Here is a 26,851-nt window from a genome sequence, read left to right as displayed (position 1 = left end):
TCCGATCGCCGGTTTGTCTGCGGTGTTGACCAGATAGCTAAGTATCAAAGGAATTATGGGATGGGTTAACTGTTCCCACTGGCAAGAGGAACATAATCCCTATTGGCCCTTGCTAATTCCTTTAGTCTTTAGCTATTGTATTTAATTTGATCGGATTCTTACGGACAAATTTCATCCCTCATTGCTTTTACGCGAATCCAATTTCAATACAAGTGTATTAAAATTGTTAGAGCGCAAGCTCATAATATTAACTTAGCAACATTTTAGAAATTTGCGAGACAAATTTAAGATTTTCTCCAATAGCACCGTGGGGAGATGGGGAGTGGGGTGTGGGGTGTGGGGTGTGGGGAAGTGGGGTGGTGGGGTAGTGGGGGAATTTCAACTAAAACCCTAAAACCCTAACACCCTAAAACCCTATCTAGACTTGTACCATTTCTGGGGTTTTTTCCTTCTGCTGCAGTGCGACGTGGAGACGGTTTAAGGCGCTGACGTAGGCACGAGCGGAGGCGACAATAATATCGGTATCGGCCGCGCGAGCAGAATAGGTGCGTCCTTCGTAACGGAGACGGATAGTCACTTCTCCCAAAGCATCGATTCCCTCGGTAACTTCCCGCACCGAGAATGAGATTAATTCGTTCGGAATCTGCACCACTCGATCGATCGCCTTGCAGAGAGCATCCACTGGTCCTGTACCAATGGCCGCATCGGATAACTCGCTACCGTCGGGAGTGCGAATCGTTACGGTGGCCGTGGGTCTGGCACTATTTCCACAGGACACTTGTACTAGCTCAAGGCGGAAGTGATCGGGAACCGTATCGATTTCATCGTTAACAATAGCTTCTAGATCGCGATCGGTGATTTCCTTTTTGCGATCGGCCATTTCCTTAAACTGGATGAAAGCGTTATTAAGTTCCGTTTCCGAAAGCTCAAAACCCAATTCCTGTAAACGAGAGCGAAAAGCGTTGCGGCCGGAGAGTTTACCGAGGACGATCTGATTATGGGTCAAACCGATCGATTCTGCATCCATAATCTCATAGGTGAGTTTATGTTTTAACACCCCGTCCTGATGGATTCCCGACTCGTGTGCGAAAGCGTTAGCACCGACGATCGCCTTATTCGGTTGCACGATCATGCCGGTAAGATTAGAAACTAGGCGAGAAGTGCGATAGATTTCCTTGGTGTTGATCTTGGTTAAAGGTTCCGTGGACTCTGGGGGACGACCGAGGAAAGGATTAAAATAGGAGCGCCGCACATGAAGAGCCATCACCAATTCTTCTAGGGAAGCATTACCGGCACGCTCACCGATACCGTTAATGGTACATTCCAACTGTCGAGCGCCATTTTTAACTGCTTCGAGGAAATTAGCCACCGCTAACCCTAAATCGTCGTGACCATGGACGGAGATAATTGCTTGGTCGATATTGGGGACATTTTCCTTAATTCCCCGGATTAAAGCCCCAAATTCGCTAGGGGTGGTATAACCGACGGTATCGGGAATATTAACGGTGGTGGCTCCTGCGGCGATCGCTCTTTCGAGGACTTGATAGAGAAATTCCGGATCGCTGCGGCCGGCATCTTCGGGGGAAAATTCCACATCATTAAGGAAGGATTTGGCATAGGCCACCATTTCCGGCACAATCTCAAGAACTTCCTGACGAGTCTTCTTAAGTTTGTATTGGAGATGTATATCAGATGTGGCTAGGAAGGTGTGAATTCTGGGCTTGGCGGCGGGTCTGAGCGCATCGGCTGCTGATTTGATATCTTTTTGAGTAGCCCGGGCTAATCCGCAAATAATCGGGCTATCAGCTTCGCTGCCGACGCTGGCGGCAATTTTCTGCACCGCATCAAAGTCCCCCGGACTAGCGTGGGGAAAACCTGCTTCAATGACATCAACTCCCAGTCGTGCCAGTGCGCGCGCTATGGTTAGCTTCTCATCCACATTTAAAGCGGCACCCGGGGACTGTTCCCCATCTCGAAGGGTGGTATCGAAGATAATCACACGGTCTGGACTGGTATTCATAGTTTTTTTGTACCGTTAACGAACTTGGGAGTTGTTCCTCTGATTATAGCAGCCGAGGCCGAGGGGGTTATAAGGAAAATTGCCCTGAGAATTTCTCGACCTGCTCGCGCTTTTCCCGCTTGCCCTTTTTTTGGCTACCATAGAGGATATAGATAAATTGGCGAGGGAGTTAACAATGTTTGGCAAACCAGCGAAGGAACCGAACCCACCGGAGGTAAAAGACTTACAGGAGGTGATGTTTTCAATTAAGCAAAATCTCGAACCAGATCAGGATAAAACTGATATTAATCTTGTTGAGACTCCTACTCCAGAGGTGGTTACTGTAGTTGAAAATATTAGTAAAATTCTCTCTCCCTATTTTATCGTTTTAGTGGGGTTATTTCTCTATGATCGAAATAGTTTTATCGGTTTTTTGTTAGTCTTTACGGGAGTTTTAGCAATTTTCGGAGTTTCTCTCAAGGATATTAATAAACTCATTGAAGAAGGGAAAAAGTTTTTCCAATCTAAATAGGTTTCTCGTATAGAGCAGTTATCTTAATGGTGAGGTAGCAAGTCTCCACTGTTAGGAAACGACTAGAAGGGTGCTTTTTTGAGTGTTCAGTCAGTAAACAGTGAACTGAAAACTGAAAACTGAAAACTGATAACTGATAACTGATAACTGATAACTGATATAAGATTATGTCTTTAGTTGCATCTTTACTCGATCGAGTATCTCCTCAGAGTTTACAACAATTGCGAGCCAGCGATCGAACTTGGCAAGCTTTGCGTTTAGAAAATCCGCTTATTCCTACGGTAATTAATCAAAGTCAAGAATCTTTAGGAGAGACGGATTTTGATCTAGTTATTGCGGGGGGAACTTTGGGAATTTTTATCGGGGCTGCTTTACAAACTAGGGGCTGGCGTGTGGCATTATTAGAAAGAGGTATTCTGCGCGGTCGTGAGCAGGAGTGGAATATTTCACGTTTAGAATTAAGCAGTTTTTTAGAGTTAGATTTATTGACCGAAGCAGAATTAAATCAAGCGATAGCGACGGAATATAATCCTGGGAGGGTGGGATTTTATCAAGGTTATGAGCTTTGGGTTAGAGATATTTTAAATATTGGTGTTAATCCGGTTTATTTGCTAGAGACTTTAAAAACTAAGTTTTTGCAAGCGGGAGGGAAGTTATTAGAAAATTCGGGGTTTAGTGGGGGGATTATTCATCCCGATGGAGTAATGGTTAAAACGGGAGAAATGACTTTAAAAACCCGTTTATTAATCGATGCCATGGGTCATTTTTCCCCAATTGCAAAACAGGCCAGAAAAGGAGAAAAACCCGATGGAGTTTGTTTAGTGGTGGGTAGTTGCGGTCAGGGTTTTCCCAGTAATGAAACTGGTGATTTGATTTATTCTTTTACCCCAATCTTGCACCAATGTCAATACTTTTGGGAAGCATTTCCCGCTAAGGATGGTCGGACAACTTATTTATTTACCTATCTTGATACCCATCCCGATCGCTTTAGTTTAGAATTTTTGATGGAGGAGTATTTAAGATTACTGCCAGAGTATCAAAAGGTGGATTTAGAAGCGGTAAAATTTCAGCGTTTTCTAGCGGGTTTTTTCCCGGCCTATCGTCAAAGTCCTTTAAAAATGCCTTGGTCAAGAATTCTAGCAGTGGGAGATAGTAGCGGTAGTCAATCTCCGGTCAGTTTTGGTGGTTTTGGGGCAATGGTCAGACATTTAAAAAGGCTAACTTTTGCCATCGAGGAAGCTTTACAAATTGATGCTTTAAACCGAGAAGATTTAGCCCTTTTACAACCCTATCAACCGAATATATCGGTAACGTGGCTATTTCAAAAAACTATGAGTGTTGCCATGTCTGCTAACCCTAATCCCAATCAAATTAATGACTTAATGAGTGGAGTTTTTCGGGTAATGGATAAGTTGGGAGATGAGGTCTTAAAACCGTTTTTACAGGATGTGGTGCAGTTTTCTTCCCTCTCAAAAACTTTGCCTTTGGTTAATCCTCAATTAGTTTTACCGATGATTCCGCAAGTGGGTATCAGTCCTTTTATTGATTGGACAGGACATTATTTTAGTTTAGCTTTGTATAGTGGTTTATATCCCTTAGCAACCAGCTTAAAACCTGTTTTAGAAAAGTTACCCGACAAGCAAAAATATCTTTATCATCGTTATTTAGACAGTTGGAAATATGGCTCTGGGGGAGATTTTATCAGTAATCAGTGATCAGTGATCAGTAAACAGTGAACAGTGAACTGATTACTGATAGGGTGCATCTCTTATTGGTGACATTCTCTCACATATTGGTGAGCAGCAGAAGTTATTCCAAGAGGGCGAATGCAATTCGCCCCTACAATAATATTATCGCGTCAATGGTAGGGGCGCACTGCGTGCGCCCAAATGTAATATAGATATTTCTACAAAATTGAGATGCACCCCATCTGATAACTGATAACTGATAACTGATAACTGATTTAATCTTTATCTTGAAAAAATTGTTGATCGAGATAATTAACTTTAGCATAGGGTTCTAAAGCGGAGAGAATTTGTCGGCCATAACTGCGAGCATTGACACGATTATCGAGGACAGCCACACAACCTTGACACTCCCGGAGAGACTGAACAGATTGCTGAATTTCTCTCACTGCTGTGGGTAAAAGATAGGCACGAAACCAGTCGAGATGTTGTCGTTTATAGTAGGCAATTTTGCCAGCAACAAGAGGATTTTCGGGGGAAGGTAAGGGTAAAGTAGCGATAATTAATAAACTGGGGGTGAGAAATTTTTCTTGATGGGTTTGCCAGAATTGCCAACCAGAAACCAGAATAGTATTACTATTAATCCCAGTTTTTTCCACTTGTACTCGCGAACCGTAATCGGCTGCGATTTGGGTGGCAATTTGTGCTTTGAGGGGAACATCTTCAATCAGAATTACTATCGGTTGTTCACTGGTATGATTAGCACTAACTAATTCCCGCACTTGCTTTAATAACATCGGTTGAAATTCGGGGGTATTGGGGGCGCTGATGCGATCGGGTAGATATAAATGAATATATTCACTTTCGCGATCAGCTGCAAACTTTAGAGTTAAAATTTCTCCGATACCTTGATTTTGACGGTATAAATTAGCGGATTTTTCGCTATCTAAAAAACTGCCGATTAAAACAAAGGGTTGCTGCTGCCAAATTGGTTTGAAAAAACTAGCCACCTCCAAAGGACTGATTTTTAGGGTAAATTCTTCTCGATCTCGATCTACTGATGTCCAGAGGAGATAATTATGCTCGGGGATTTTTGCCGCTAAAAGTTGCCAAACAGAATCAGTGGTTAAGTCTTGATGTAAGCGTTGCAGGAGAGCAATTATATATTCTTTTTCCTTGGCATCAATAAGATAGCAATTATAGGGATTAATGGGATGACCAAGAATACTTTGGCTAAGTTGTGCTTTAATTAAGTCTATAAACTCTCTATGCTGGGGATATGCTGACTCTAAAGCAGACCATTGTTCGGGAGTAATGGTGACGGTGAGATAATCTACTAGACAAGTTTCTAAATCTTCGGCTCGATCGATTATAGTGGGGATATTCTGGGGAAAATGACCGAGATTGCCCAATTTATCCTCTAACCATTGTTGGGGTGTGGTGAGGAGTAAACCGGTAAAATTAGCGGGAAAGCGATCGCTTTTGAGGATAGCTCGTTGAGTTTGTAACCATGCTTGCAGATGGGGGATTTCCACTTCTAACAGTAGGTTTACTTCCGACTCTGGAGCAACAATCAGAACAGGTGTATCACCCAAAAGAGCCGGGGTGAGATAACTGAGACAATAACGGGACAGAGTAGTTCCAGTTTGTATGAGAGAGGACCGTTTTAAGCGTAAAGCTCTAGCCACCAGTCGCCCCATAGTGAGATGATGAGACCAGTAAAAGCGTCCTTGTTCGCGTAAAAAAGCGCGTAGGGAAGAATGAACCGCTGCTTCTAATAAAACCATCTCATCTCAGTTATTGGTTATCAGTGGGAAGGGAGAGGTTTACAGGTGATCTTTCATCAGTCAAACCCACCCCCGCGAGTTTACCGTGGATACTTTAAGTTTATGGTGTCCCATCTGCTTTTTACTTGCGACTTGGTGTGAGATGATCTAGAAATGTCTATTTTATGAGAAGGATAAAGAAAAGTAATGGCAGAAATTCAGTTTTCCCGGGGGTTAAAAGAACCAGTTGTTCCCGATATCCGCTTAAGTCGCACTAAAACGGGAGAGAAGGGATCGGCAAAATTTTATTTTGATCAACCGACTATCCTGGGAGATCAACAAACCGAGGAAATCACGGGGATGTATCTCGTCGATGAAGAAGGAGAAATCGTCACCAGGGAAGTAAAAGGCAAATTCATCAACGGTAAACCCACGGCGATCGAAGCTACGGTTATTTTTAATTCTCCCGCAGAGTGGGATCGTTTTATGCGTTTTATGGAACGTTACGGTAGCGAAAACGGTCTAGAATTTACTAAATCTTCCTGATTTGGCCTTTAGCTTCCAGCAATCTGTCAAAAAACCCGCATTCAGGATCGATGCGGGTAGAAGTGAAAAATCAGAGGAAAAACCTATTTAACTCCCAACAATTCCACATCGAAAAGTAAAGTCGCGTTGGGAGGAATCACCCCACCGGCACCCCGCGCACCATAACCCAATTCTGGGGGGATAATTAAGGTACGCTGTCCACCGACTTTCATCGATGCGACTCCTTCATCCCATCCTTTGATCACTTGACCCACTCCAATGGTAAAGGTAAAAGGTTGATTGCGATCCTTGGAGCTATCGAATTTTTTGCCGTCTGTCAGGGTTCCCGTGTAGTGAACAGTTACTTTTTGACCTTTTTGGGGAGTTTCTCCAGTTCCTTCCACGATATCGATGTATTTTAGTCCCGAATCGGTGGTAACTGCTTGATCTAAATCCATGGAGATGATTTCCTTATTAATAGTTTGAGTGATAGCGGGTGGATCTATTTCTGCGGCGATCGCATTGGCTTTTTCCCCTCCACCAAAGAGGGAAGCAAGGATTAAAAATAAGCCACAAACCGCAATGATAGCAAAACTGAGCAAGATTTCGCGCATTGATTTCATAGTTCCCTAACGCCAGAGTTTATTCTCTAAGTCTCTCACCTGTCGTTCTAATCTATCAATCCTTCCCCGCAGTTCGTCCATTTCCGATTGTCGGGGAACCCCTAAATCCTGCAAAATCTGGCGAATATAGCGTTCTAAGTTGTTCTCGAAGCTCCCCTGTTCAGACTTCATCTGTGTCATCAGATCATCGACAAAGTTTTTAGCCTGATCAGAATTGATTTTACCGTCTTTGACTAATTCGTCGCTCACTTCTTTGATCTTTTCTGCCACCATGGAAGTGGTGCCAATACCCATCAGCAGCAATTGTTTAATCCAGTCGCTATTATCCATTGTTTTCACACCTTTCAAGGAGACGGGGATAAAAATATTCCTATTCCATTATGGACTTTTGCGGCGGTAACGGCAGAGCGATCGAGCAGATAACCCCCTAAGGTTATTCCAGTGGAACTACCCCCATCTAGGTTTAAACCGTCCTTTGCCGCCATTAACAGCAAAATTCGGGCTAATTCGCCTAAAGTTGCCCCCCTTCCCCCGACGCGATTATGGATAGCAACTAGCAAAATTTTTCCTTCTTGACTAACTGCGATCGCACTGCGGGAAGCTTGTTGATTTTGGAATGCAGGACTAAATTTTTCGGCATTTCCATCCAAAACTATGCGCCCATTCTGCAATAATAGGGGGCCAGCACCTAAAATCTGAGGATAATTAGCAAAATCTCCCGGTAGGGTGACGCTATCGAGGTTGACTGTCTCACCAATATTTAAATTAATATCTGTCTTTCGGCAGATGACTAAATAGCCATTTTCTGGTACTTCTATACTATCCTGTGGGGAAAGATTATTTAATTTCTCCGTTACGCGATCGCCTTGGACGACTAACCCGGTTTCCCGCTCGGTGAGGGGATGATAATTACTCCCCCAATCGCGAGTATAACGACTGCAGCCGGCTGTTAGGAAGGCACTATTTAAATGGGTTAGGGGAAAACGTTGTCCGGTGGCAGTAATGAGGGTTTCCTCTAAACTGAGGCGATCGATCCTGATTTTACCACGATTATCCCATGCGATCGCTCCTCGGTTTAAAATTGGTCCAGATAACCATTTGCCATCCACACGAATTGCTCCCAAAGGTAACTGATTATTACGATTAAAAAAGCCGCCATTAATCATCGCTACTGCGTTACTTTCGCTATTAATCGTGATCAGGGGATTAGTGCCGCGCATTGAGGTGGAATTAGCGGTAATTGGTTTAATAGTTATCTGAGGATTTCTGGGATCGATTTCTAACCAAGTCACGGGAAACCAATCTTTGTCTAACTGGATATATTTTTGATTCCAGATTAACCCTGTTTGCCAAACAATGCGCTTTTCATCCATAGCATCGGGACGAGAATCAATGATAATTCGGGGAGGATTAGCCACACTGCTGATCTGTAATCCGTAGGCAGTGGGAAAGTTAATTTTTAAACGACTGATCACTCCATTATTTTCTAAGGAAGTGATCTGAGTGGGTAAGTTATTATTGGAGTTGCCTAGATCATCTTCATCGTTATTTTGGTTACTGTTGCTGATAGTTTGGGGTTGAAACCTAGAGATGAGCGATTGCTGGGCATTTCCTTCTAGGGTAATCACTGCTTCATTTTTTGCTTGACTAACTTGCCAAAAGGTCGGGCGATCGAGTTGAATAATAATCCTTTGTACTGCTCCATAATTTTCTAGCTGAATATCTTGAATCTGGGCAGCAGGAAAGTTAATAGTTAAACTATCGCCATTAATAGTGGTTGTTGCCCCCATTGTTAGTAAAATATCCGTAACATCCAGCCAGCGATCGGAATTGAGCAAATTAGCTGATAAAGTTTGTAAATTAAACCAGTTTATCGGTTGCTTTTTTGGATCATTTGTGCTAAGAAAATCCATGCCAAATAATTGTCTTGCTCCCGTGTCACCCATGGCGATTCTGGTACTATTTGCTGATGTCCACTGTCGCCAAGAAACGGGCAAAGAACGACCATTAAGAATAATTTTTTTTCCCTGTTGCTGGTTTGATAAATCCCGAGAAGCTAAAGTTATTGGTGATCTATGATCGGCTAAAGATATAGCTGGACTGCCGATAATTATCAAGGAAGTTACCGTTAAACAGATAGATGATAAATTCAGATAATTTAACTTCATAAATATCTCCCTAAATCACCTTGTTTAAGGGGAAATTTGAGGATTTATATCCTTGGCAAGAGAGGCTAGAAGGGACTATATTTTTTTGATCGATAACCTCTAATAATTCTTCAGGTGTTACTACCATCGGTTTAGAGTTATATAGATAACTAGAGGCTTTTTTAAGTTTTTGATCATAGGTAACTAAATAATCACAATTAGCGGCACTACTTAAAATTAAAACATCATTCGAGTGTACCAAAATATTGCGAATATCTCTAGCATTTTGCCAATATTGATCAAGTTTTACTAAATCAAAATCCAAGATAGTCACCTTTTCTTGAATCCGATCGACTATTTCAGGATGATTACGAACTTCTGCCAAAAATAATAACTCTTGTAAAACGATCGCATTAATAGCAAGACAAACGCGATCGAGTATTTCTCGATCAAATAAATGCACACTGGCAAGATCTCCTCGTAGATAAGAAATCAAAACATCAGTATCTAAAAAAACTAGAGGCTTCTCCATTGATTTTCTTCTCCTTGATGATAAAGAGCAATGATTTTTTCTGTGACTTCTGTAATAGTGAGATGATCGGTATTAACTTCGATCGCATCTGTGGCTTTTCGCAGGGGTGCTAGGGAGCGATTACTATCCAAATAATCCCTTTTTTCAATCTCTTGGGTTAATTCTGCGAGACTAATACCCCCATTTCCCTGCGCTTCTAAGTCTTTTAATCTCCTTCTGGCTCTTTCTTCGGGTGTCGCTGTCAAGAAAATCTTTAATTCCGCTTCTGGGAAAACATTAGTACCAATATCCCGACCTTCCACAACTATTCCCCCCGATATTCCCATCTGTCTTTGCAGGGTGACTAACTGCTGTCTCACCGCTTTTTGAGCGGCAATTCTGGACACTTGCGAGGTAATTGCGGGAGAGCGAATCTCTAAAGTCACATCCTGCCCGTTAATCTTCACTATAGTCACATTTTCGGGACTATCGGCCGGGATTATTTCTATCTTCGCTAAAGATAATAACTCGGCGATGGCCGCTTCTGCGGACAAATCCAGACCGGAATTCACCACTAACCATGTCACCGCGCGATACATCGCACCGGTATCGAGATAGGTTAACCCCAATTTTTCCGCTACTAAGCGCGTTACTGTCGATTTTCCCGCTCCAGCAGGTCCATCAATAGCGATAACTGCCCGACGTTGACGCAAGATAATATTATCAATTAAACGGGTTTGACCGATCGATCCGGCGATCGCTAACAGTCCCCCTGTCTCGATCTGCTCGATCGGTTGTAAACTCTGGGGATGGACTAAATCCAGATACTGACAGCGAAATTCTGCTACTCTGTCGAGATTTTTTTGCACAATAGCCAGTAGTTTTTCCCTTTGTCTTTCCCCTAAACGAAAACTTTCGAGGGCTAATTGCAAACTTTGGGCGATAATTGTCGCTTTTTCCCTTTCTGTGACCGATAGATACTGATTGCGAGAACTAACTGCTAATCCCGATGTTTCTCGCACTGTAGCACAAGCGCGAATCTCGATCGCTAAATTTAAATCCCTGACTAATTGCCGGATAATCGCTAACTGTTGGGCATCCTTTTCGCCAAAATAGGCGATCGTCGGTGCAATAATATTAAACAACCGCGCGACAATTGTGGCTACTCCCTGAAAATGTCCCGGACGAAAAGCACCACATAACCCGCTAGTCAGAGAAATCGGGGGAACAACTGCGGTTATCTCCTCAGAATCACCAATTCCTAAAGTTTCCGCACTGGGAGCAAAAATAGCAGCAACTCCCAAAGATTCACACAATTGGCGATCGCTGTCAAGGCTGCGGGGATAGCGAGAAAAATCCTCTGTGGGGCCAAATTGTAGAGGATTAACAAAAATACTGACCACAGTTACCTCCGCTTCCGTCACTGCGCGTCGAATTAGACTAGCATGACCTTTATGGAGGGCGCCCATGGTTGGCACGAGGGCAATACTGTGATCATGGCGATAATCAGCCAAAAAAGTGCGTAAACCGGGGATTGTTGTGAATATTTGCACAGGGTTCACTCCTTTAATAGCCTATTCCACTACTATTCGCCAGGGGATGCTGCCCGATGATCGATTCGGCTGCTTCCGGGGAATCGGCTTTAAATAATAACATCCCATCGCCTCTTTCTGTCCAATAACTCGTTTTTGTCTCCCGTCCTGACTTGAAAGAGGGTGTAGGGTGTAGGGTGTGGGGTGTAGGGAAAGAAACCTCTTTCATCTGTGGGGGTGAAAATTTTTTCATCGGGACTGACTTGATTAAACGCTGCATATATGCTTGTTTAACAAACCGGGGCATAATTTTTTTCAGGACAATGACTGGTGAGCAGCCCGACAATTATATAGATTAATGGCAAAAAAGACTTGACAAAATCCCTCGATTTGACTTATACTTTTTATCATAATGGGAATCCGTGCCGAAATATATATAAGCATTTTTACTTCCGCTATAAGTTTGTCCGAGAACCAATCGAGAAAACCATAAACGGGTCATTGGAGGAGCCTTATGCCAGAATCTAAATCTGAGATTATTTCAGTTAAAGTTAAAGAAAATGTCACCATGTTAGTGGAAGCGAGAAGTTTCGGTGGTGAACGGGAAGTATCCGATCAAATATTTGACTTTCAAAGTGTGGCTGATACAATTGAGGCAGTTACTGAATTGATCGCTGCTACGATAAGTAAAGTGCAGCCCAAAAAGGCCACCGTAGAATTTGGGGTAGAAGTCAGGGTAAAATCCGGTAAACTAACCGCTTTAATTGTGGAAGGTGAAGGAAAGGGAAATTTAAAAATTACCCTGGAATGGGGGGGATAAATTGATTAAATGCTTACCTCGGAATCTCTACCCTCGTACACTGTCAGGTTAAAGTTAATCTATGGGTCAGGAACAGGCTTTTTTGTGGGACAAGGGTTAATTTTGACCTGTCTTCATGTGGTGAAAGATGTGCGGGATAATCGCGAGACTATCGAGATAATTTGGCAAGGTCAAATTTCTGGGGCTAAAATTATCAACTTACCGAATCTAGATGGGATCGATCTGGCTCTTTTACAATTAAACTCGTCTTTAGATCACAAATATGTCGATTTTGATCACGATTTACAATTAACAGATAAATTATACACTTTCGGCTATACCAACGAGTATCCGAACGGTGATCCTAGTGACTTTGAGTATATAGGTTTAACGGGGGATGAAAACCCCTTAATCAAGTTTAAATTAGGGCAAGTACAACCCGGTTTTAGTGGTTCACCTCTGTTAAATTTACGCACGGGGAAAGTGTGCGGAGTGGTGAATAAAACCAGAGATGAGTACAGTGATTTAGGAGGAAGAGCGATTCCAGTTCAGACTATTTTTAAATATTTTCCGCAATTACAACCCCAAAAAAATGCCCATAATCCTTTTAAACCCACTTCCGGAGGTATTGAAGAAATTCAGCAGATTTTTGGCCGGGAACAAGAAATTAAAGATATTTTTGAGGTTTTAAATTCCGGCAGTAGTGCTGCTATTATCGGGGAAAGGGGAACGGGAAAAACCACCCTGCTTTGGGGAATTTACCATCAAGCAAGGGAGTATTTACTTAGTCAGCGACAACCCTTGTATCTAAACTTAGAAGGATTAGCAGGAGATAAGGATTTTTATTATGAATTATGTCATCAGATTGGTATAGATGCGAATTACGATAAACCGCTCAAAGGAACTAGATTAACTAGGGAATTAGAAAAACACAAAATCCTGTTATTATTGGATGTGGTAGATAATATGACTCAAAAATATTTCAGCTATCAGCTTAGAAGTCAATTAAGAGAGTTGGCTAATCGTCCCGATCCACCTTTAAGATTAGTAGTAGCGGCTAATCGTTCCCTTGATGTTTTATTTCCTGATAACAAAGGAGGTGATTCACCTTTCGAGGGAATTTGTCAACAATTTCCGATTAAATTATGGGATGAAGCTAAAATTAAAGAGTTTATTAGTCATCGTCTAAGTCAAACTGGAGTGACTTTTACTGAGGAGGAAATAAGTTCTCTTGTTAGGCAAAGTCAAGGAAAGCCGCGAGAGGTGATGCAAAATTGTTTTAAACTTTATCAAACCAAAGTCAATAACTCAGCATCCCGAACTTAGGTTATAACTAAACAATAAGTTGATTTAATTTTGGGTTTGATCCACCCTGCCCCCCTTGATAAGGGGGGTTTGATCCTACCTTGAGTAACACCTAACTACTTAATAAACCATCACCGGGTAAATAGCTAGAGATAGAAATTATGAAGGAAAGCACCGTCCCCAGAATTAATCTCGCTCCTAAACTCAAACGCGATTTATCTTTATGGAATCCCTTTGATTATCTTTTGCTGTTGTACTGGGTGTTTTATTTTCCCCAAGCAGTGCGCTGGTATGTGGAAACGAGAGGCGGCGGCGATAAATTAACAGAACAGAAAACATGGCGCGATAAAATACAATTTCTCCGCGACCATCCCGTACAATTGCGTCTAGGGATTCAGGGTCTTCTCTTAACTGTAATTACCCCTCTCATTATCTGTAGCATAGCGGCAAATTTAGGACTTTCTGTTAATTGGGTGGGCGTGGTGTACGGCGTGGTGTCCGGCGTGGTGTTCGGCGTGGTGTCCGGCGTGGTGTACGGCGTGGTGTCCGGCGTGGTGTCCGGCGTGGTGTTCGGCGTGGTGTTCGGCGTGGTGTCCGGCGTGGTGTTCGGCGTGGGGTTCGGCGTGGTGTACGGCGTGGTGTTGGGCGTGGTGTCCGGCGTGGTGTCCGGCGTGGTGTCCGGCGTGGGGTGGGGCGTGGTGTTGGGCGTGGGGTTCGGCGTGGTGTTGGGCGTGGTGTCCGGCGTGGGGTTCGGCGTGGGGTTTATATTCACCTTTCCCCGTCCTGATAATTGGCTAATCGGGCTTTTGGCAGGCCCCCAAGGGCGACTTTTTCCCCGTATTACCCCTCTACCGCTGCCGGGGTTAACCTCGACTCTACAACAATGGTTACAGCAAGACTGGGAAACGGCTATTAATAACCTCAATCAATACCTTCGGTACAGCCGCCAGTTTATTCCTGTCCTTGTCGCCGTTAACCGCGTTTTATCGCAATTCCCAGAGGCAGAAATTATCTATCGCGTCTCCCGTCTGGCAGAAAATCCCTCCGATTGGCAATTGTTAAAATATGCGTCCGCGAAACCGTTTTCTTTTCCTCACAGCAAAATCCGTCTCGATACCCCTGCTCGCGCCGCCGCCGCCGGTTTTTGGTATCTTTGCCAACTGGACACCGAAAAAGCCGAAAAAGCCTTTGCTGTGGTACGTTCCCTCGCCTACGGGGAAGAAATGTATAGCCTCGCCCAAACTTTACACCGATTTAGTCTGGCAGCAACTCCCGATAGTATCGCTTCCCTGAAGGTTGCCCCCATTGCCGCAGAACCGTCATTACGTCCGCAAACTTGGCAAGCTATCAGCAGTTTAAATCTAGTTATCACAGAAATGGCTTTAGTCCAGAGAAGTTATTCCCAACAGACCAGATCCCTCGCTCTTAATCGGATTATCGGGGAATTAAAGGATATAAACGACCAACAGGCGGCTAATTTACCCCAAGCAGAAAAAGAATTAATCCTTTTCATCGTCCTAAAATGGGCAGACATTAGCGCATCCATCGCGGGAACGGTGGGAACGGTGACTATTACCCAACCGATTCCTAATCCCTACATTATCGGTGATCCGGTGATCGGTCAACGCTTTGTTGGTCGTGAGGATATCCTGCGGGAACTTCAGTCAATGTGGTCCGGAGATAACCTATCCTCCGTGGTTCTCTATGGTCATCGTCGCATGGGTAAAACTTCGATTCTACGCAATCTGGAGGCATATCTCCCACCAGATGTCTCCGTTATCTACATTAATTTACAGCGCTTGGCCACAGTAACCAGCCTAGCCGAAGTTCTCCTGACTATGGCTGAGGAAATCGCCCAAACTTTAGCAATTGATGCCCCAGAAGAGGAAAAAATCTCCCAACATCCAGAAATGTATTTTAATCGTTATTTAGACCGTCTGATGCGCCAGATTCTGCCGGAAAAAGCTAAAACCGGTTTAATTATTGCCCTCGATGAGTTCGAGATAATTGAGGATTTAATCGAAGCGAATACCCTCCCCCGGAATTTCCTCGGCTATCTGCGTTCCCTTGTCCAGAGTAGTCCGCGTCTAGCTTTTGTTTTTGCCGGATTACATACCCTAGAGGAGATGACTGCCGATTATTTTCATCCTTTTTTTGGCAGTGTTTACCCGATTCCGGTCAGTTTCCTCTCTCCTGAGTCCACTCGCGTTATCCTCGCTAATCCCGTTGGGGAAGACGAGGATTTTCCCCTAGACTATACCCCATCCGCTTTGGACAAAATTTATCAACTTACCCACGGTCAACCCTATCTAGTACAACTGATCGGCTTTCATCTGGTACGTTTTTATAATAAACAGGTCTTTGAGTTGCAACGTCCCCAAGATATTCGTTTTCAGGTGGAAGATGTGGAAAAAGCCATCGATGCTGAGTTTTTCCAAAGGGGGAATTATTATTTTACGGGTGTCTGGAAACAGGCTAAACAAGATGCGGCCGGACAACAGGAAATTTTAATAGTTCTTTCTCCCCATCTGCAAGGATTAACCCGGGCAGATTTACTGTCCAGCACCGGATTAACTGCCACAACTCTCGACCGGGCCCTAAAAACCCTTGAAAATCATCATGTCATCGAATGCCAAGACTGCCGTTATCGGATTGCTGTGGAATTATTCCGTCGTTGGGTATCGGAAACAATGGCCTAAGGGACTTGCGCTTTAATAATGTACCTTTTGGGCGAACGCAGTTCGCCCCTACATTAATGTACCTTTTGGGCGAACGCAGTTCGCCCCTACATTGTGGACAAAATCCGTTACTGTAGGGGCGCAAAGCTTGCGCCCTCCGATCGGTTGGGATATTATTCCCACGCAGGTCCCTAAATTCTTTTGTTATATTTTTGGCTAATATTTCAGCCCCAAATAGGGGGGTTACAGGGCAGCACGGATTCCCACTATAACAAAATAATAGAACAAATCTGGGAATTTGTCAAGGCCTTGGCAATTTTCCGGTTAAAATTGTTTGTTGAGATGGGGTAAGGGACAAGACCCCCCAGCCTCGACGAAAAACTTTAGTATAATCAAGAACACTGAGTATTTATTAGCTTTTCTGTCTAAGATTGATGTTAAAGGCTGTTCTGTTCGATTTTAATGGGGTGATCATCAATGATGAACCAATCCATCAAGAGTTAATCAATGAAATCTTGCTCGGGGAAAATTTGCTGCCCCTAGGGTCGGAATTTGCGGAGTTATGTCTGGGAAGAAGCGATCGCGTCTGTTTGCGTAATGTTCTCACCCGTCGCGGTCGTCAAGTGACCGAGGAGTATCTGACTAAGTTAATTAACAAAAAAGCCAGTTTATACCGAGAAAGATTAGAAAAATTAGAGAAACTTCCTATTTATGAAGAGATATACTCTTTTTTAAAACGAGTTAAGGCCAGGGATCTACAAATCGGTTTGGTGACGGGAGCAATACGCTCGGAAGTAGAATCAATCTTGCAACAGGCGGGCCTTGGGGATTACTTTAGTGTCATTGTCACTGGTGATGATATCAGCACCAGTAAACCTCAACCGGATGGTTATTTACTGGCCGTAGAAAGATTCAATCGTTGGAATTTTAATCTACAGTTGCAACCCTGGGAATGTCTGGTGATTGAAGATACTTTTGTCGGTTGCGAAGCGGCAAAAAGAGCGGGAATGCAGGTGGTGGGAATCGCTCATACCTACCCCTTCCATTTTATGCAGAGAGTGTCCAACTGGGCGATCGATAATTTCTCCCAACTAGACCTCGATCGCGTGGAGGAAACTTTTAGCCAAATCGGGGATACAAAGGAGCGATCGGGATTTTTAGGCAATCTATGACCATCTAGAGGCGATTAACAAACCGAAAATCCCTACTTGCAAAAATCGGCAATTCGTGTTATGCTAACGAAAGTGCTAAGAAAATGCGGGTGTAGTTTAGTGGTAAAACCCTAGCCTTCCAAGCTAATGATAGGGGTTCGATTCCCCTCACCCGCTTAGGCTGTTGTGCAGTAAACGTCTAAGGAATTATCGGTAATATCAACGGCGATTCTGACTTAGAGATCGCTATCTTCTAAATATCTTTGCAAATCTTTGGTACGCTGCTCGGTGACATTTGCCAAACAAAAACCGTAAATCATGGGAGCTAGAGAGCCTCCCTCATAGGCACTTCTTTCAAATTCGCAACTGCTGTCTCTAAACTTAATCCAAGCTTGTTGGGCGCTAATTAATTTTTGTTTGCGAGCAGCTGACAGTTTTGGCAGTAGTTGTCGATAAACTTGATTTAACTTGCGATCGGCGTTTTGATAAGCGATGCTGGCACAAATGTTCATTTCGCTTTGAGTCTGGGGATTGTTACAGTTAGGACGTTGAGCTAGTTGCAAGTTTGTCGCTGCAGATGTGGGACTGGCAATGCTAGGGGTAGCCATCCCGACGGCAAATAAACTTGCTATGCTTAATACGGTTAGCAAAAACTCGCCCATGCCTACTTATTTTAATGACGGTAAGAATAGGATAGCAGAAATGCGATCAAATCGAGCATAGCTTTTTCATTCTGCTCGATTCGTTGGTTGGCTTGGTTAACTCTATTTCATTATTTCCAAAAAAGAAAATTAGAGGAGTTGATAACTAAAAAACCCAGACGGGAACTCGTTTATAAGCAGGAGTCCCACAGCGAGGATCGATTTTAGCTTTGAATAAAACATTGGTTTCGGGATAGAACATAAAGCCAACACCTTCGCGAATCGGACCGAAAATAAGTTCGATATTCTCTAATTTGCCAGCATCTCCTTGAACGGTGACTCGTTGATGTTCTTGAAAGCCCGCTTTTTTGGCATCTTCGGCGTTGATCAATAAACAATGACGGTGAGGCATTCCCCGATATTTATCGCCCACTTGATAAACGACGGTATTATGTTGTCCATAACTGCGTCCTGTTCCGAGAATCAGAGCAATTCCGGGTGCATTTTCTGGTTGATTGAAATCTTGCTTTTGCGGTGCTTTTAAAGTGGGTAAAAGCGTGACAGACATTTGCGCTTTTCCAGTCGATGTTGGAAAATGGGGTTCGGTAAAAATCCGTCCGCTAATGGTAAATTCTGTTTGGGTTTGATCTAATTGCCCGATCTTTTCATAACCAGGAATCGTTTTGGCGATTAACTGACGAATATAGGCGGTATCGTGTAATCTCGACCAATCAATCGGGTTTGTGCCTAAAACCTTGACGGCAATATTTGTTAACAGTTCTACTTCCGAGATGATATCCACATGGGAACCCTGTAGATGACTGCTTCCCCGCTCGTTAAAACGGACAAAATTATTGCCCGATTCGGTGGTTGTCGGGTGAGGATTTTCAAAACGAGCGAATACGGGTAAAATTATCGTATTTTGTCGGGCTAATCCCTGAAAATGTCCTAAATTTGGCTTAGTAGCTACATAAAAAATTGTATCAATTTGAGCTAAGGCTTTTTTGGCTTGAGTTAAATCTGGATTTGCTCCATAAAGATTACCTCCTAAACAGAAAAGAGTGTTAATTTTTCCCCGTTCGGCAGCTTCAATTAATGCCCTGGTATCATAACCGCCGGTTATATTTAATGGCTTTCCTAAAAGTTGAGCAAGTGCCTCGGCGATTTCCTGACGTAATCTCACTGTAACGCCCATAGAACCGAAGCCCTGTACATTAGAATGACCTCTGATTGGCATGGTTCCGGCTCCGATTTTGCCAGCATTTCCCGTCATTAAAGCGGTATTGGCAATACTGATAATATTATCTACCCCGTTTTCCTGTTGTGTAACCCCCATTGCCCAAGCGAAAACCACACGCTCTAAATTGCCGAAAAGGGCGGCGGCTGCTTCAATTTCTTCTCGGGACAAACCGCAGGTTTTAGTAATGGTTTCCCATGGTGTTTGTCGGGCATAATCTATAACAGATTGCCAATTTTCTGTATGGGATTCCAGATAATTCCACCGCACTAAATTTTGTTCGATCAAAGATTTTTGTAATCCGACGAATAGGGCGGTGTCGCTACCCGGAATCGGCTGTAGGTAGAGAGTTGAAATATCGGAACCGCCCCGCAATAAAGATTTAATCGGAAAAGCGGGTGAGGAGAATTTGACCAATCCGACTTCAATTTGCGGGTTAATAATAATAATTTTACCGCCGCGATCACGAATTTGAATTAATTCATTCATCAGGCGAGGATGATTAGCTGGAGCGTTAGAACCGATTAACACCACACAATCGGCTTGTTTTAAACTTTCCAGACTGACCATCGAAGTTCCGGTTCCGAAAACCTGTTTTAAGCCTACGGTCGAGGCGGCATGACAGAGATCGGAACAATCGGCTAAATTATTACTTCCTAATGCCCGGAAAAACAATTGTAAGAGATAGGCGGCTTCATTAGAAGAACGTCCCGAACTATAGGAGGCAATAGTCTCGGACGGTTGACGAAAAGCTTGTTCGGCTAATCGATACACTTCTTCCCAACTAATCCGTTGATAGTGACTTTCTCCGGCTTTTAAGAGGACGGGATAACTGAAACGACCCAAGCGATCGCATTCTAGGGAGGTTAAGGACTGTAATTGAGCGAGATGATAGGTCTGAAAAAAATCGGTTTTAATACCTGGCATTAATTCGGAAGTAACTGCCTCGACACTTTTGAGACAACGTTGCAGACTTTCCCCCGCTTCGTTGACAAAACCGCCCTTTTGTCCTCCCGTTCCCCAAGCGCAAGCTAAACAGGCACTTTTATGATTCAAGGTTTGCCAGAGTTTAACCCCTTGAGGAGAGAGAGTTTTTTCTGCCCAATATTGCAATACGGGAAAACCCCCGCCCGCCTCAATTTTGTTGGATGTTTCTCGTTCGTTCATCGTTTTTTTCTCTCGATTTTTTCTCAAATTCATCCGATAGGGAGAGTGTACCCAGTACAGTTGAGTTTATCACCATTTTAAAAAAAGTGCATCAGCAAGACATAAACGACTGGGTAAGCTACGGTTAGTTGTTGACAATATCCCCTGATTGTGATTTTATCAGACTAGGGAAAGGTCTATTGAAACGATAATTCCGATGGATAAAAATGAAGACTTTCAACATTTAGAAGAGATGATCGCTAATCTCCAAGCAAAACAGAAACAGATTCTGAAAGGGATGTTAGATTATCCGATTGAGATCGATTCGGCAATTCGGATACTTTCGGAACCATCTCGGCAATTGGCAACAACTGCTCATAATTTAACCAGAGTACATAAAATACTTAAAGAATTGGAAAAACAAGGATTGGTTAGTTTCCACGATTCTCAATATTCTTTGACTGAGTTGGGAAGGGAAATAGTAGGACACCTTAGCGATAAGAGTCCAACCCCAAGACGAGATGCACAGAGAAAGGAAAAACTGCAAAAAAGCTACGATTTTTTAGAACTCCATAGACAAGGATTGAGCTATCAGCAAATAGGGGATAAATACGGCATAAGTCGCGAGCGTGTCCGTCAAATTCTTGCCAGTAACCCCGAATTTGAAGCTTATCGGCAAAAACAAAAGGAAAACAGTTATCGTTGAACGACTGTAAGAAGAGCGAGAAACGAAATTTACAATCTTTCCAACAATTCCTCGCGGGATAAATTTGCCAAAGAAAGAAGCAATCCGGTGCGTTCCGAGATAGGAAGTTGGGCGATCCGTTCCACCAGACCAGATAATTCCGAATCTAGGCTGCCAAAGCGTCCTTCCAGAAGACTGGCTATCAGCGAAAGTTGTCCCTCTAAAGTACCTTCTTGCTTCCACTCTTCCCTTTGTTGTAAATAAGCTGGTGATAGATTCATGATGTCCTCCTGTTCTTCGGTACTTAAATTATCTCTCAATTCTAAGTTTTTGCGCCAGTTGGCCAGAATTTCTAATAAATTCTCTCGAAAAGGATTGCGTTCTGGCAGTTCAACTAACTCTTCTACTGCTCGTTTTTGAGTTCCTCCTTTACCTAATACTCTTAACCATAAGGTGTCTTCATTTACTGGTAATTGATGAATGACGATGATACCCGCTTTGAGAGACTTCGCTAAAAAGTAAACCCCTGTTAACCAATTACTCTCATCGCTGTGAGTCCCGAAATCTTCAATCATTCTAGCTGAAAAGGTGGGCGTTAGAATCCAGAGAACTGGTAGTTCAGCTTCTGTTAGAGTTTTGTTTGACCGTTTCGCTTTTCTCAAGACATCCCCATGAACCGCGTATAACTTTGACAAACAACTGCGAATCTCTACCTCGGTCGGGGGATTGCGGAAAGGTTCAAACAAACAGGAAGTAGCCGCCATTTTTCCAAGTAACCCTAAAGGTAACTCAGTGGGAGTAGGTGAGCTAAATGGTTCAAACCAGACATCGATTTCTTGAACCTCACTTTTTACTTTCTTACTTTTTCTAATCGTCCCTAGAGGTGTTAGTAATTCCTCTAAATATTCCTTAGCAAATTGGTCATGAATTTGGCGAGTCATTCAAATTAATAATCAAGCATAAAAAGGACGGTAATAATCTTATTATATCATTAATTAAAAAGGAATCCAATCGACAATATCGATCCATTCTTCTGCTTCGGTAGTTTCCCAAATCATAATTAATTCTTCGGCTAGTTTTTCCATTGTTGTTGTGGGACGAATCCAAAACAGTCCCCAGATTTGTTGATTTTTTTGCCAATATTCCTCTAAATGTTCAGGCATACTGGTACGATTATCTGTCACTAAGAGTCGTTGAGATAATCCTAAATACTGACTAAGTGATGAACGCGAAAGCAGGAAAAATTGCCAATCCTGAGATTTAGTTTTTTAGCCCTTCACAACTTTACTTAGTTTGCTTAGTGTTATCTGTCCACAAGTTCCATCAGGAGACAATCCATATTTGTTTTGGAACTCTTCAATTGCTTTTGTTAATTCTCTATCAAATTCTTCATTTTCAGTATTTCCTTGATATAGGGATGCTTTGGCAAGCATTTTTTTTAAGTCAGATACTCTTAAACTCCGTTGTGTTAGCTGAAATATTGTATTCATTTTTTGAGTTGCTAACTTTTTATCTTCTGGCAAACTATTTAACCATTCTAAATACTTTCTATTCTGATCATCTCTTGTTTTTCTGCGGTCTTCGGTTATTGAGTCTTCCAGTAAATCAACTAGACTCAGTTTATCTCTGATAAGTTCTTGAAGTTTATCTCCCACTTCATTGACTATCTGTTCTGTTTGCTGTTGGAGTTTTAATTCAATATCTCCAACTTTAAATTGATCGATATAAGAAATAGAAGCGGCGGCAAAAGACCCAAAAAACCAAAATATAGACTGTTTTCTTATCTCATTTTCTTTGCATAAGAAAAATGTATAGATAGCCATCATAAACGAAAAAAATGCAAATAAATATCCTATTAGTTCTAGTTTGCTAATATTTTTTTTACTATTGGAATTTTTAGTCATTAGATAATTTCCTCAATTATTTTGATCTTAATCAGAAACAGACTTGTTTAGATACTCCTAATCGCTTACTCTCTCCCTTTTTTTCTTTCCGATTCTAAGTAACTTATAACTTGGGAACATCTCATTTTTATACTTGTCCCTAAAACTGGTTTTTAGCAATCTGCGGGCAGCGACCTTTTGGCTTGTATTCCTCTCAGATAAACCAGTAATGAGACCGTTCATCAAAGGGGGAGTTAAACTCATTGAAAAGGTTTCGGTTGAACAATCTTCGCCGTCACTGTCCCCACAGCATACTGCTCCCTAAGAACAGCGATCGCACTTTAAATTCAAAAACACGCCACCGCCCTACCCGCCAAACCGATCTTCCGGTAATAGTCGGGAAAAGCAGACCCAGTGCTTTTTTATCTATAGAATTTTCTATCGATAAACCATGCCAAAAGGCTCTAATTATTTCCCCCTTATTCAACTATTCTGATTCTATCTCCGATAATCTCAACCAATGAGTTTTTTTTCACAAAATTTAACGATTAGCCGACAACGAATCGTAGAAATATCCAGCGATCGCTAAAGTGCTTAACAAAAGAAATTATAATCTTATCGATTTTGACCGTGCCACTATCCAAAGGAATAGATTAGATTTCTCGAAAAAACAGATGCGGGAAAATTACCGATCGATCACCCGAACTTTTTCCTTATCGGTAAAGATCGGGCGATTTGCCTATTCTTGCTATTCCTAATACATCCGAGAGCGCCCGTCCTGTCGAATTTATCTTTAAACCCTAACTATCCCCGTACAATTATCAGCATATCGATCATAAACCTTGAGATAGGTTGCACACCATGAGTGAATACCAATATTACGAATTCCAAGCTATCGATCGCCCCCTCACCCAAGAGGAAAGGGCTGCCATCTGCGAGCTATCGAGTCGCGTCAAACCGACGGCAACGACTGCCAGTTTCAACTATAGTTACGGCAATTTTCGCGGGGATCCCAAACAGGTGCTGGCTCGGTATTTCGATATCATGTACTACATCACCAACTGGGGAACACAGCAATTAATGTTTCGTTTTCCCACATCCCTGATCAACCGAGAAGCAATTGAACTTTACTGTATCGATAATTATATCAGCTTATCTTTTGCGGGAGATTGGGCAATTTTAGATTGGGAATTTAGTCAAGAAGAGGGTTTTAATGACTGGATAGAAGGAGAAGGGATTCTATCGGAATTGATAGGATTACGCCAAGAAATTCTCCAGCAAGATTATCGAGGATTATATTTAGCCTGGCTGAAAGCTATTGACTTATCGGAGGGATATATAGACATCGATAAGACCCAACTAGAACCTCCTTTACCCCCCGGACTAGGGCAACTTTCTGCCGCTCAAAAGGCTTTTACGGAAATCTTTGAATTGGACGAACACTTATTAAATGTTGCTTGTGCATCCAGTGGTAAACTAACAACTATCTCGGAGCAAACTTGGCAACAAGCTATTAGCCAATTATCGGCTTCTGAACGCCAAGATTTCCTATTAAGATTGGCTAAAGGAGAACATAATTTATCTGCTAAATTAAAACAAAAGCTGTCTCAATTAATCCCTACTTCTGCTGCTTCTAACCAGCCTCGACGCACGATCCAAGAACTTCTTGAGGCTGCTGCTGAGGAAGGAAAAAAGGCAGAAAAACGGCGACAACAAGAAGCGGAAGCCAAGCGAATTGAGGAACTACAAACTTTAGCTAAACGGGAAGCGCAAGTTTGGCAGCAAGTCGAGTCCCTAATTCAGAAAGCCCAGTCTAAATCCTACGATGAGGCTGTTAAATTGTTGGTCAAATTAAGAGATTTAGCCGAATATCAAAACCGGTTGCCCGTTTTTCAAGAGCGCCTGAACCGGATTTACGAGCAGTACAGTAACCGGTCTGGGTTGAAGAGGAGGTTACAAGAAGTGGGACTTACTGACAGTAAGTGAATCGCTCTTGAATTTTCGGCGGCTGCATTTCAATTTGGTCGAAATATCTATATTACATTTTGGGCGCACGCAGTTCGATCAACTCACTGACCACGATGCGCCCCTATCATTGGCGCAATAACTGACAAGCGATCGGTTTTTCCTCCGGGGTAACGTGGAACGTGATCCGAAGGAATCTTTTTAACTGGAAAGACGATCTGTTAATGTACGGCTGTAATGCCTGATTGTGTCCTATAGGTCTAATAAAGTTGTTAAGTATTGCCCTTATCGATCGAGATCGGGTTAGCTTGGAGATAGCAGTGAGCATTCAGCTTTAAACACTTAATAACTGCTAACCTAATCACTGATAAGGGGGTTTTTTCATGGCTTTTAGCCGTTCTAGCGGTATTTTGCTTCATCCCACCAGTCACCCCGGCCGTTACGGGATTGGAGAACTAGGTAGGGAAGCCTATCAATTTATCGATTTTTTGGCTCAAAGTGGTCAAAAACTCTGGCAAATTCTCCCTTTAGGCCCCACAGGGTACGGTAACTCTCCCTACATGAGTTTTAGCGCCATTGCCGGCAATCATCTCCTGATTAGTCTCGATCTTCTTCGGGAGAAAAACCTGCTTAGTGACGCAGATTTCGAGGATATTCCCGATTTTCCCCTCGATCAAGTGGATTTTGAGCGATTGATCGCTTGGAAAATTCCCCTACTTAGAAAGGCGGCGAGCAATTTTGTCAAGGGTTCTGACACAATTCTTTACAAACAGTTTGCCGGCTTTTGTGCTGGCAATGCCGATTGGTTGGAGGATTACGCCCTATTTATGGCTTTATCCCACGCTTACCAGGGTAAAGCATGGATGGAATGGCCGACAGAAATTCGCGAACGTCATTGGGGTGCGTTGGAAACACCGAAACAGGAGTTACAAGAGGAGATTTTTCTGCACAAATTCCTGCAATTTGAGTTTTTTGAGCAGTGGTTAGCCCTAAAACGCTATGCTAACTCCCTCGGTATCGAGATTATCGGTGATATCCCCATTTATGTCTCCCATAATAGCGCCGATGTTTGGGCAAATCCGCAGGTTTTCCGACTAGATACCCAAACCGGTAATCCCTTGGAAGTGGCCGGGGTTCCCCCGGATTATTTCTCAGAAACGGGGCAATTATGGGGCAATCCTCTCTATAACTGGGATTATCTCAAAAATACGGGCTTTGACTGGTGGGTACGCCGTTTAAAAGGGGTTCTTTCCCTAGTCGATATTATCCGTATCGATCATTTTCGCGGATTAGAGTCCTATTGGGCCGTGGCTTTTGGCCAGGAAAACGCTATTAATGGTCATTGGCTCAAGGCCCCAGGTTATGATCTCTTTAATACTATTGGCGCTCGTTTAGGTAAATTGCCGATTATTGCCGAAGATTTGGGCGATATTGACCAAGCAGTCCTAGATTTTCGCGATCACTTTGCCTTCCCGGGGATGAAGATTCTCCACTTCGCTTTTGGGGGTGATGCGGGTAATCCCTATCTTCCTTTTAACGTCGAACGCAACTGTGTGATTTATACCGGCACTCACGATAATAATACTACTGTGGGCTGGTTTCAGGATAACGCCAATGACTACGAAAAAGCGCGACTATATCAATATCTTGGCGCTCCCAGTGGTCAGGGAGTGGCTTGGGATCTGATTCGACTGGCCTATAGTTCCGTGGCTAATCAGGCGATCGTACCGTTACAGGATGTGTTAGGTTTAGGATCGGATGCGCGGATGAATACCCCCAGTGTCGCAGAAGGGAATTGGTCATGGCGCTATCGTCAGGAAGCTTTAACCGGAGAATATAGCGATAGATTGCGAGATTTAGTCAATCTTTTTGGCAGAAATCGTTAAATAGCGTTTGCGGCAAAAAGCTTTTCCTGGGGGCAGGGTGTGGGGTGTGGGGTGTGGGGTGTGGGGTTTTACCGATTTTGAGGTAGTCAATTACCTAATTTTCAGGGAAAAAGTACCTGAATTTTCCCCCCGATCCCCGCAACGGCTGGCACTTT

General features: G+C 43.0%; 23 protein-coding genes and 1 tRNA gene. 11 read left to right on the top strand and 13 right to left on the bottom strand.

Features of this window, described 5'->3' with window-relative positions:
* Positions 1–418 precede the first annotated feature (418 nt).
* Positions 419–2,020, bottom strand: a complete 1,602-nt coding sequence (locus tag IM507_RS03320; RefSeq protein ID WP_002736592.1) for a 2-isopropylmalate synthase — start codon at positions 2,018–2,020, stop codon at positions 419–421.
* A gap of 175 nt (positions 2,021–2,195) precedes the next feature.
* On the opposite strand from IM507_RS03320, the gene IM507_RS03315 reads away from it, so the two are divergent.
* The gene (locus IM507_RS03315) at positions 2,196–2,531 is read left to right on the top strand and encodes a hypothetical protein (protein WP_002738082.1); all 336 of its coding nucleotides are present in this window, start codon (positions 2,196–2,198) and stop codon (positions 2,529–2,531) included.
* Between the two features lie 167 nt (positions 2,532–2,698).
* A complete protein-coding gene (locus IM507_RS03310; RefSeq protein ID WP_287636598.1) occupies positions 2,699–4,246 on the top strand; it encodes an FAD-dependent oxidoreductase in 1,548 nt (515 codons plus the stop codon).
* Between the two features lie 248 nt (positions 4,247–4,494).
* Here IM507_RS03310 and IM507_RS03305 read toward each other — a convergent pair whose 3' ends face one another.
* The gene (locus tag IM507_RS03305; RefSeq protein WP_287636596.1) at positions 4,495–6,003 is read right to left on the bottom strand and encodes a helicase C-terminal domain-containing protein; all 1,509 of its coding nucleotides are present in this window, start codon (positions 6,001–6,003) and stop codon (positions 4,495–4,497) included.
* Between the two features lie 186 nt (positions 6,004–6,189).
* Between IM507_RS03305 and psb28 the strand changes: the two genes are divergently transcribed.
* On the top strand, positions 6,190–6,528 hold the full coding sequence (psb28, locus tag IM507_RS03300) for a photosystem II reaction center protein Psb28 (RefSeq protein WP_002755988.1): 339 nt from the start codon (positions 6,190–6,192) through the stop codon (positions 6,526–6,528).
* Between the two features lie 83 nt (positions 6,529–6,611).
* Here the strand turns inward: psb28 and IM507_RS03295 are convergent, their stop codons facing one another.
* Genes IM507_RS03295 through IM507_RS03270 form a run of 6 tightly spaced genes read right to left on the bottom strand, consistent with a single transcriptional unit; the run spans position 6,612 to position 11,627 of the window.
* Positions 6,612–7,130, bottom strand: coding sequence for an FKBP-type peptidyl-prolyl cis-trans isomerase (locus tag IM507_RS03295; RefSeq protein ID WP_287636594.1), 519 nt, complete (start codon positions 7,128–7,130; stop codon positions 6,612–6,614).
* 6 nt (positions 7,131–7,136) lie between these two features.
* Positions 7,137–7,460 carry a phasin family protein gene (locus IM507_RS03290; RefSeq protein ID WP_002746237.1) on the bottom strand — a complete coding sequence of 108 codons (324 nt, stop codon included), beginning with the start codon at positions 7,458–7,460 and terminating at the stop codon, positions 7,137–7,139.
* 14 nt (positions 7,461–7,474) lie between these two features.
* Entirely contained in the window at positions 7,475–9,298 is a 1,824-nt protein-coding gene (locus IM507_RS03285; RefSeq protein ID WP_287636592.1) for a phosphodiester glycosidase family protein, read from the bottom strand.
* Positions 9,299–9,308: 10 nt separating this feature from the next.
* Positions 9,309–9,809, bottom strand: coding sequence for a type II toxin-antitoxin system VapC family toxin (locus tag IM507_RS03280; protein ID WP_002803933.1), 501 nt, complete (start codon positions 9,807–9,809; stop codon positions 9,309–9,311).
* The gene (locus IM507_RS03275; protein ID WP_287636590.1) at positions 9,794–11,341 is read right to left on the bottom strand and encodes a bifunctional pantoate--beta-alanine ligase/(d)CMP kinase; all 1,548 of its coding nucleotides are present in this window, start codon (positions 11,339–11,341) and stop codon (positions 9,794–9,796) included. The genes IM507_RS03280 and IM507_RS03275 overlap by 16 nt, the downstream gene beginning before the upstream one ends.
* A gap of 13 nt (positions 11,342–11,354) precedes the next feature.
* Complete coding sequence (locus IM507_RS03270; protein ID WP_103112380.1) at positions 11,355–11,627, bottom strand: hypothetical protein; 273 nt, start codon at positions 11,625–11,627, stop codon at positions 11,355–11,357.
* Between the two features lie 207 nt (positions 11,628–11,834).
* Here IM507_RS03270 and IM507_RS03265 point away from each other — a divergent pair, with 207 nt between their 5' ends.
* The 5 genes from IM507_RS03265 to IM507_RS03245 all read left to right on the top strand — a co-directional run bounded on the left by IM507_RS03265 (position 11,835) and on the right by IM507_RS03245 (position 17,430).
* On the top strand, positions 11,835–12,140 hold the full coding sequence (locus tag IM507_RS03265; RefSeq protein ID WP_002737524.1) for a CU044_2847 family protein: 306 nt from the start codon (positions 11,835–11,837) through the stop codon (positions 12,138–12,140).
* Positions 12,141–12,149: 9 nt separating this feature from the next.
* A complete protein-coding gene (locus IM507_RS03260) occupies positions 12,150–13,445 on the top strand; it encodes a S1 family peptidase (protein ID WP_042790807.1) in 1,296 nt (431 codons plus the stop codon).
* A 140-nt stretch (positions 13,446–13,585) separates the two neighbouring features.
* Positions 13,586–16,123 (top strand): AAA family ATPase, encoded by a 2,538-nt coding sequence (locus tag IM507_RS03255; protein ID WP_287636585.1) that lies wholly within the window; start codon positions 13,586–13,588, stop codon positions 16,121–16,123.
* Positions 16,124–16,536: 413 nt separating this feature from the next.
* Positions 16,537–17,274, top strand: a complete 738-nt coding sequence (locus IM507_RS03250) for an HAD family hydrolase (protein ID WP_287636583.1) — start codon at positions 16,537–16,539, stop codon at positions 17,272–17,274.
* Between the two features lie 85 nt (positions 17,275–17,359).
* Positions 17,360–17,430, top strand: a tRNA-Gly gene (locus IM507_RS03245).
* A 59-nt stretch (positions 17,431–17,489) separates the two neighbouring features.
* Here IM507_RS03245 and IM507_RS03240 read toward each other — a convergent pair.
* On the bottom strand, positions 17,490–17,915 hold the full coding sequence (locus tag IM507_RS03240) for a lysozyme inhibitor LprI family protein (RefSeq protein WP_069475149.1): 426 nt from the start codon (positions 17,913–17,915) through the stop codon (positions 17,490–17,492).
* 145 nt (positions 17,916–18,060) lie between these two features.
* The gene (locus IM507_RS03235) at positions 18,061–20,298 is read right to left on the bottom strand and encodes an FdhF/YdeP family oxidoreductase (RefSeq protein WP_002738088.1); all 2,238 of its coding nucleotides are present in this window, start codon (positions 20,296–20,298) and stop codon (positions 18,061–18,063) included.
* 196 nt (positions 20,299–20,494) lie between these two features.
* Between IM507_RS03235 and IM507_RS03230 the strand changes: the two genes are divergently transcribed.
* On the top strand, positions 20,495–20,983 hold the full coding sequence (locus IM507_RS03230; RefSeq protein ID WP_002736581.1) for a sigma factor-like helix-turn-helix DNA-binding protein: 489 nt from the start codon (positions 20,495–20,497) through the stop codon (positions 20,981–20,983).
* 29 nt (positions 20,984–21,012) lie between these two features.
* Here the strand turns inward: IM507_RS03230 and IM507_RS03225 are convergent, their stop codons facing one another.
* From IM507_RS03225 to IM507_RS03215, 3 genes are all read right to left on the bottom strand, one after another.
* Positions 21,013–21,903, bottom strand: a complete 891-nt coding sequence (locus IM507_RS03225; protein ID WP_069475148.1) for a hypothetical protein — start codon at positions 21,901–21,903, stop codon at positions 21,013–21,015.
* A 54-nt stretch (positions 21,904–21,957) separates the two neighbouring features.
* A complete protein-coding gene (locus IM507_RS03220) occupies positions 21,958–22,146 on the bottom strand; it encodes a hypothetical protein (RefSeq protein ID WP_287636579.1) in 189 nt (62 codons plus the stop codon).
* A gap of 84 nt (positions 22,147–22,230) precedes the next feature.
* A complete protein-coding gene (locus IM507_RS03215) occupies positions 22,231–22,866 on the bottom strand; it encodes a peptidoglycan-binding domain-containing protein (RefSeq protein ID WP_287636577.1) in 636 nt (211 codons plus the stop codon).
* A gap of 840 nt (positions 22,867–23,706) precedes the next feature.
* Here IM507_RS03215 and IM507_RS03210 point away from each other — a divergent pair.
* Positions 23,707–24,831, top strand: coding sequence for a hypothetical protein (locus IM507_RS03210; protein WP_287636575.1), 1,125 nt, complete (start codon positions 23,707–23,709; stop codon positions 24,829–24,831).
* Positions 24,832–25,193: 362 nt separating this feature from the next.
* Positions 25,194–26,696 carry a 4-alpha-glucanotransferase gene (gene malQ, locus IM507_RS03205; protein ID WP_287636573.1) on the top strand — a complete coding sequence of 501 codons (1,503 nt, stop codon included), beginning with the start codon at positions 25,194–25,196 and terminating at the stop codon, positions 26,694–26,696.
* The last annotated feature ends 155 nt before the right edge of the window (positions 26,697–26,851 follow it).

Origin of the sequence: Microcystis sp. M20BS1 (assembly GCF_020245305.1) — a bacterium.
GTDB classification, from domain to species: domain Bacteria; phylum Cyanobacteriota; class Cyanobacteriia; order Cyanobacteriales; family Microcystaceae; genus Microcystis; species Microcystis ichthyoblabe_A.
The sequence above is the reverse complement of the archived record's forward strand: the minus strand, read 5'-3'. Positions and strand labels throughout refer to the sequence as shown.

Excerpts from the sequence above, each read along its gene's own strand:
- IM507_RS03240 (WP_069475149.1), bottom strand. The coding sequence starts at position 17,915 with ATGGGCGAGTTTTTGCTAACCGTATTAAGCATAGCAAGTTTATTTGCC.
- IM507_RS03235 (WP_002738088.1), bottom strand. The coding sequence starts at position 20,298 with ATGAACGAACGAGAAACATCCAACAAAATTGAGGCGGGCGGGGGTTTT.
- IM507_RS03320 (WP_002736592.1), bottom strand. The coding sequence starts at position 2,020 with ATGAATACCAGTCCAGACCGTGTGATTATCTTCGATACCACCCTTCGA.
- IM507_RS03290 (WP_002746237.1), bottom strand. The coding sequence starts at position 7,460 with ATGGATAATAGCGACTGGATTAAACAATTGCTGCTGATGGGTATTGGC.
- IM507_RS03215 (WP_287636577.1), bottom strand. The coding sequence starts at position 22,866 with ATGACTAAAAATTCCAATAGTAAAAAAAATATTAGCAAACTAGAACTA.
- psb28 (WP_002755988.1), top strand. The coding sequence starts at position 6,190 with ATGGCAGAAATTCAGTTTTCCCGGGGGTTAAAAGAACCAGTTGTTCCC.
- IM507_RS03310 (WP_287636598.1), top strand. The coding sequence starts at position 2,699 with ATGTCTTTAGTTGCATCTTTACTCGATCGAGTATCTCCTCAGAGTTTA.
- IM507_RS03280 (WP_002803933.1), bottom strand. The coding sequence starts at position 9,809 with ATGGAGAAGCCTCTAGTTTTTTTAGATACTGATGTTTTGATTTCTTAT.
- IM507_RS03295 (WP_287636594.1), bottom strand. The coding sequence starts at position 7,130 with ATGAAATCAATGCGCGAAATCTTGCTCAGTTTTGCTATCATTGCGGTT.
- IM507_RS03230 (WP_002736581.1), top strand. The coding sequence starts at position 20,495 with ATGGATAAAAATGAAGACTTTCAACATTTAGAAGAGATGATCGCTAAT.
- IM507_RS03260 (WP_042790807.1), top strand. The coding sequence starts at position 12,150 with ATGCTTACCTCGGAATCTCTACCCTCGTACACTGTCAGGTTAAAGTTA.
- IM507_RS03225 (WP_069475148.1), bottom strand. The coding sequence starts at position 21,903 with ATGACTCGCCAAATTCATGACCAATTTGCTAAGGAATATTTAGAGGAA.
- IM507_RS03315 (WP_002738082.1), top strand. The coding sequence starts at position 2,196 with ATGTTTGGCAAACCAGCGAAGGAACCGAACCCACCGGAGGTAAAAGAC.
- IM507_RS03305 (WP_287636596.1), bottom strand. The coding sequence starts at position 6,003 with ATGGTTTTATTAGAAGCAGCGGTTCATTCTTCCCTACGCGCTTTTTTA.
- IM507_RS03265 (WP_002737524.1), top strand. The coding sequence starts at position 11,835 with ATGCCAGAATCTAAATCTGAGATTATTTCAGTTAAAGTTAAAGAAAAT.
- malQ (WP_287636573.1), top strand. The coding sequence starts at position 25,194 with ATGGCTTTTAGCCGTTCTAGCGGTATTTTGCTTCATCCCACCAGTCAC.
- IM507_RS03210 (WP_287636575.1), top strand. The coding sequence starts at position 23,707 with ATGAGTGAATACCAATATTACGAATTCCAAGCTATCGATCGCCCCCTC.
- IM507_RS03270 (WP_103112380.1), bottom strand. The coding sequence starts at position 11,627 with ATGCCCCGGTTTGTTAAACAAGCATATATGCAGCGTTTAATCAAGTCA.
- IM507_RS03250 (WP_287636583.1), top strand. The coding sequence starts at position 16,537 with ATGTTAAAGGCTGTTCTGTTCGATTTTAATGGGGTGATCATCAATGAT.
- IM507_RS03255 (WP_287636585.1), top strand. The coding sequence starts at position 13,586 with ATGAAGGAAAGCACCGTCCCCAGAATTAATCTCGCTCCTAAACTCAAA.
- IM507_RS03285 (WP_287636592.1), bottom strand. The coding sequence starts at position 9,298 with ATGAAGTTAAATTATCTGAATTTATCATCTATCTGTTTAACGGTAACT.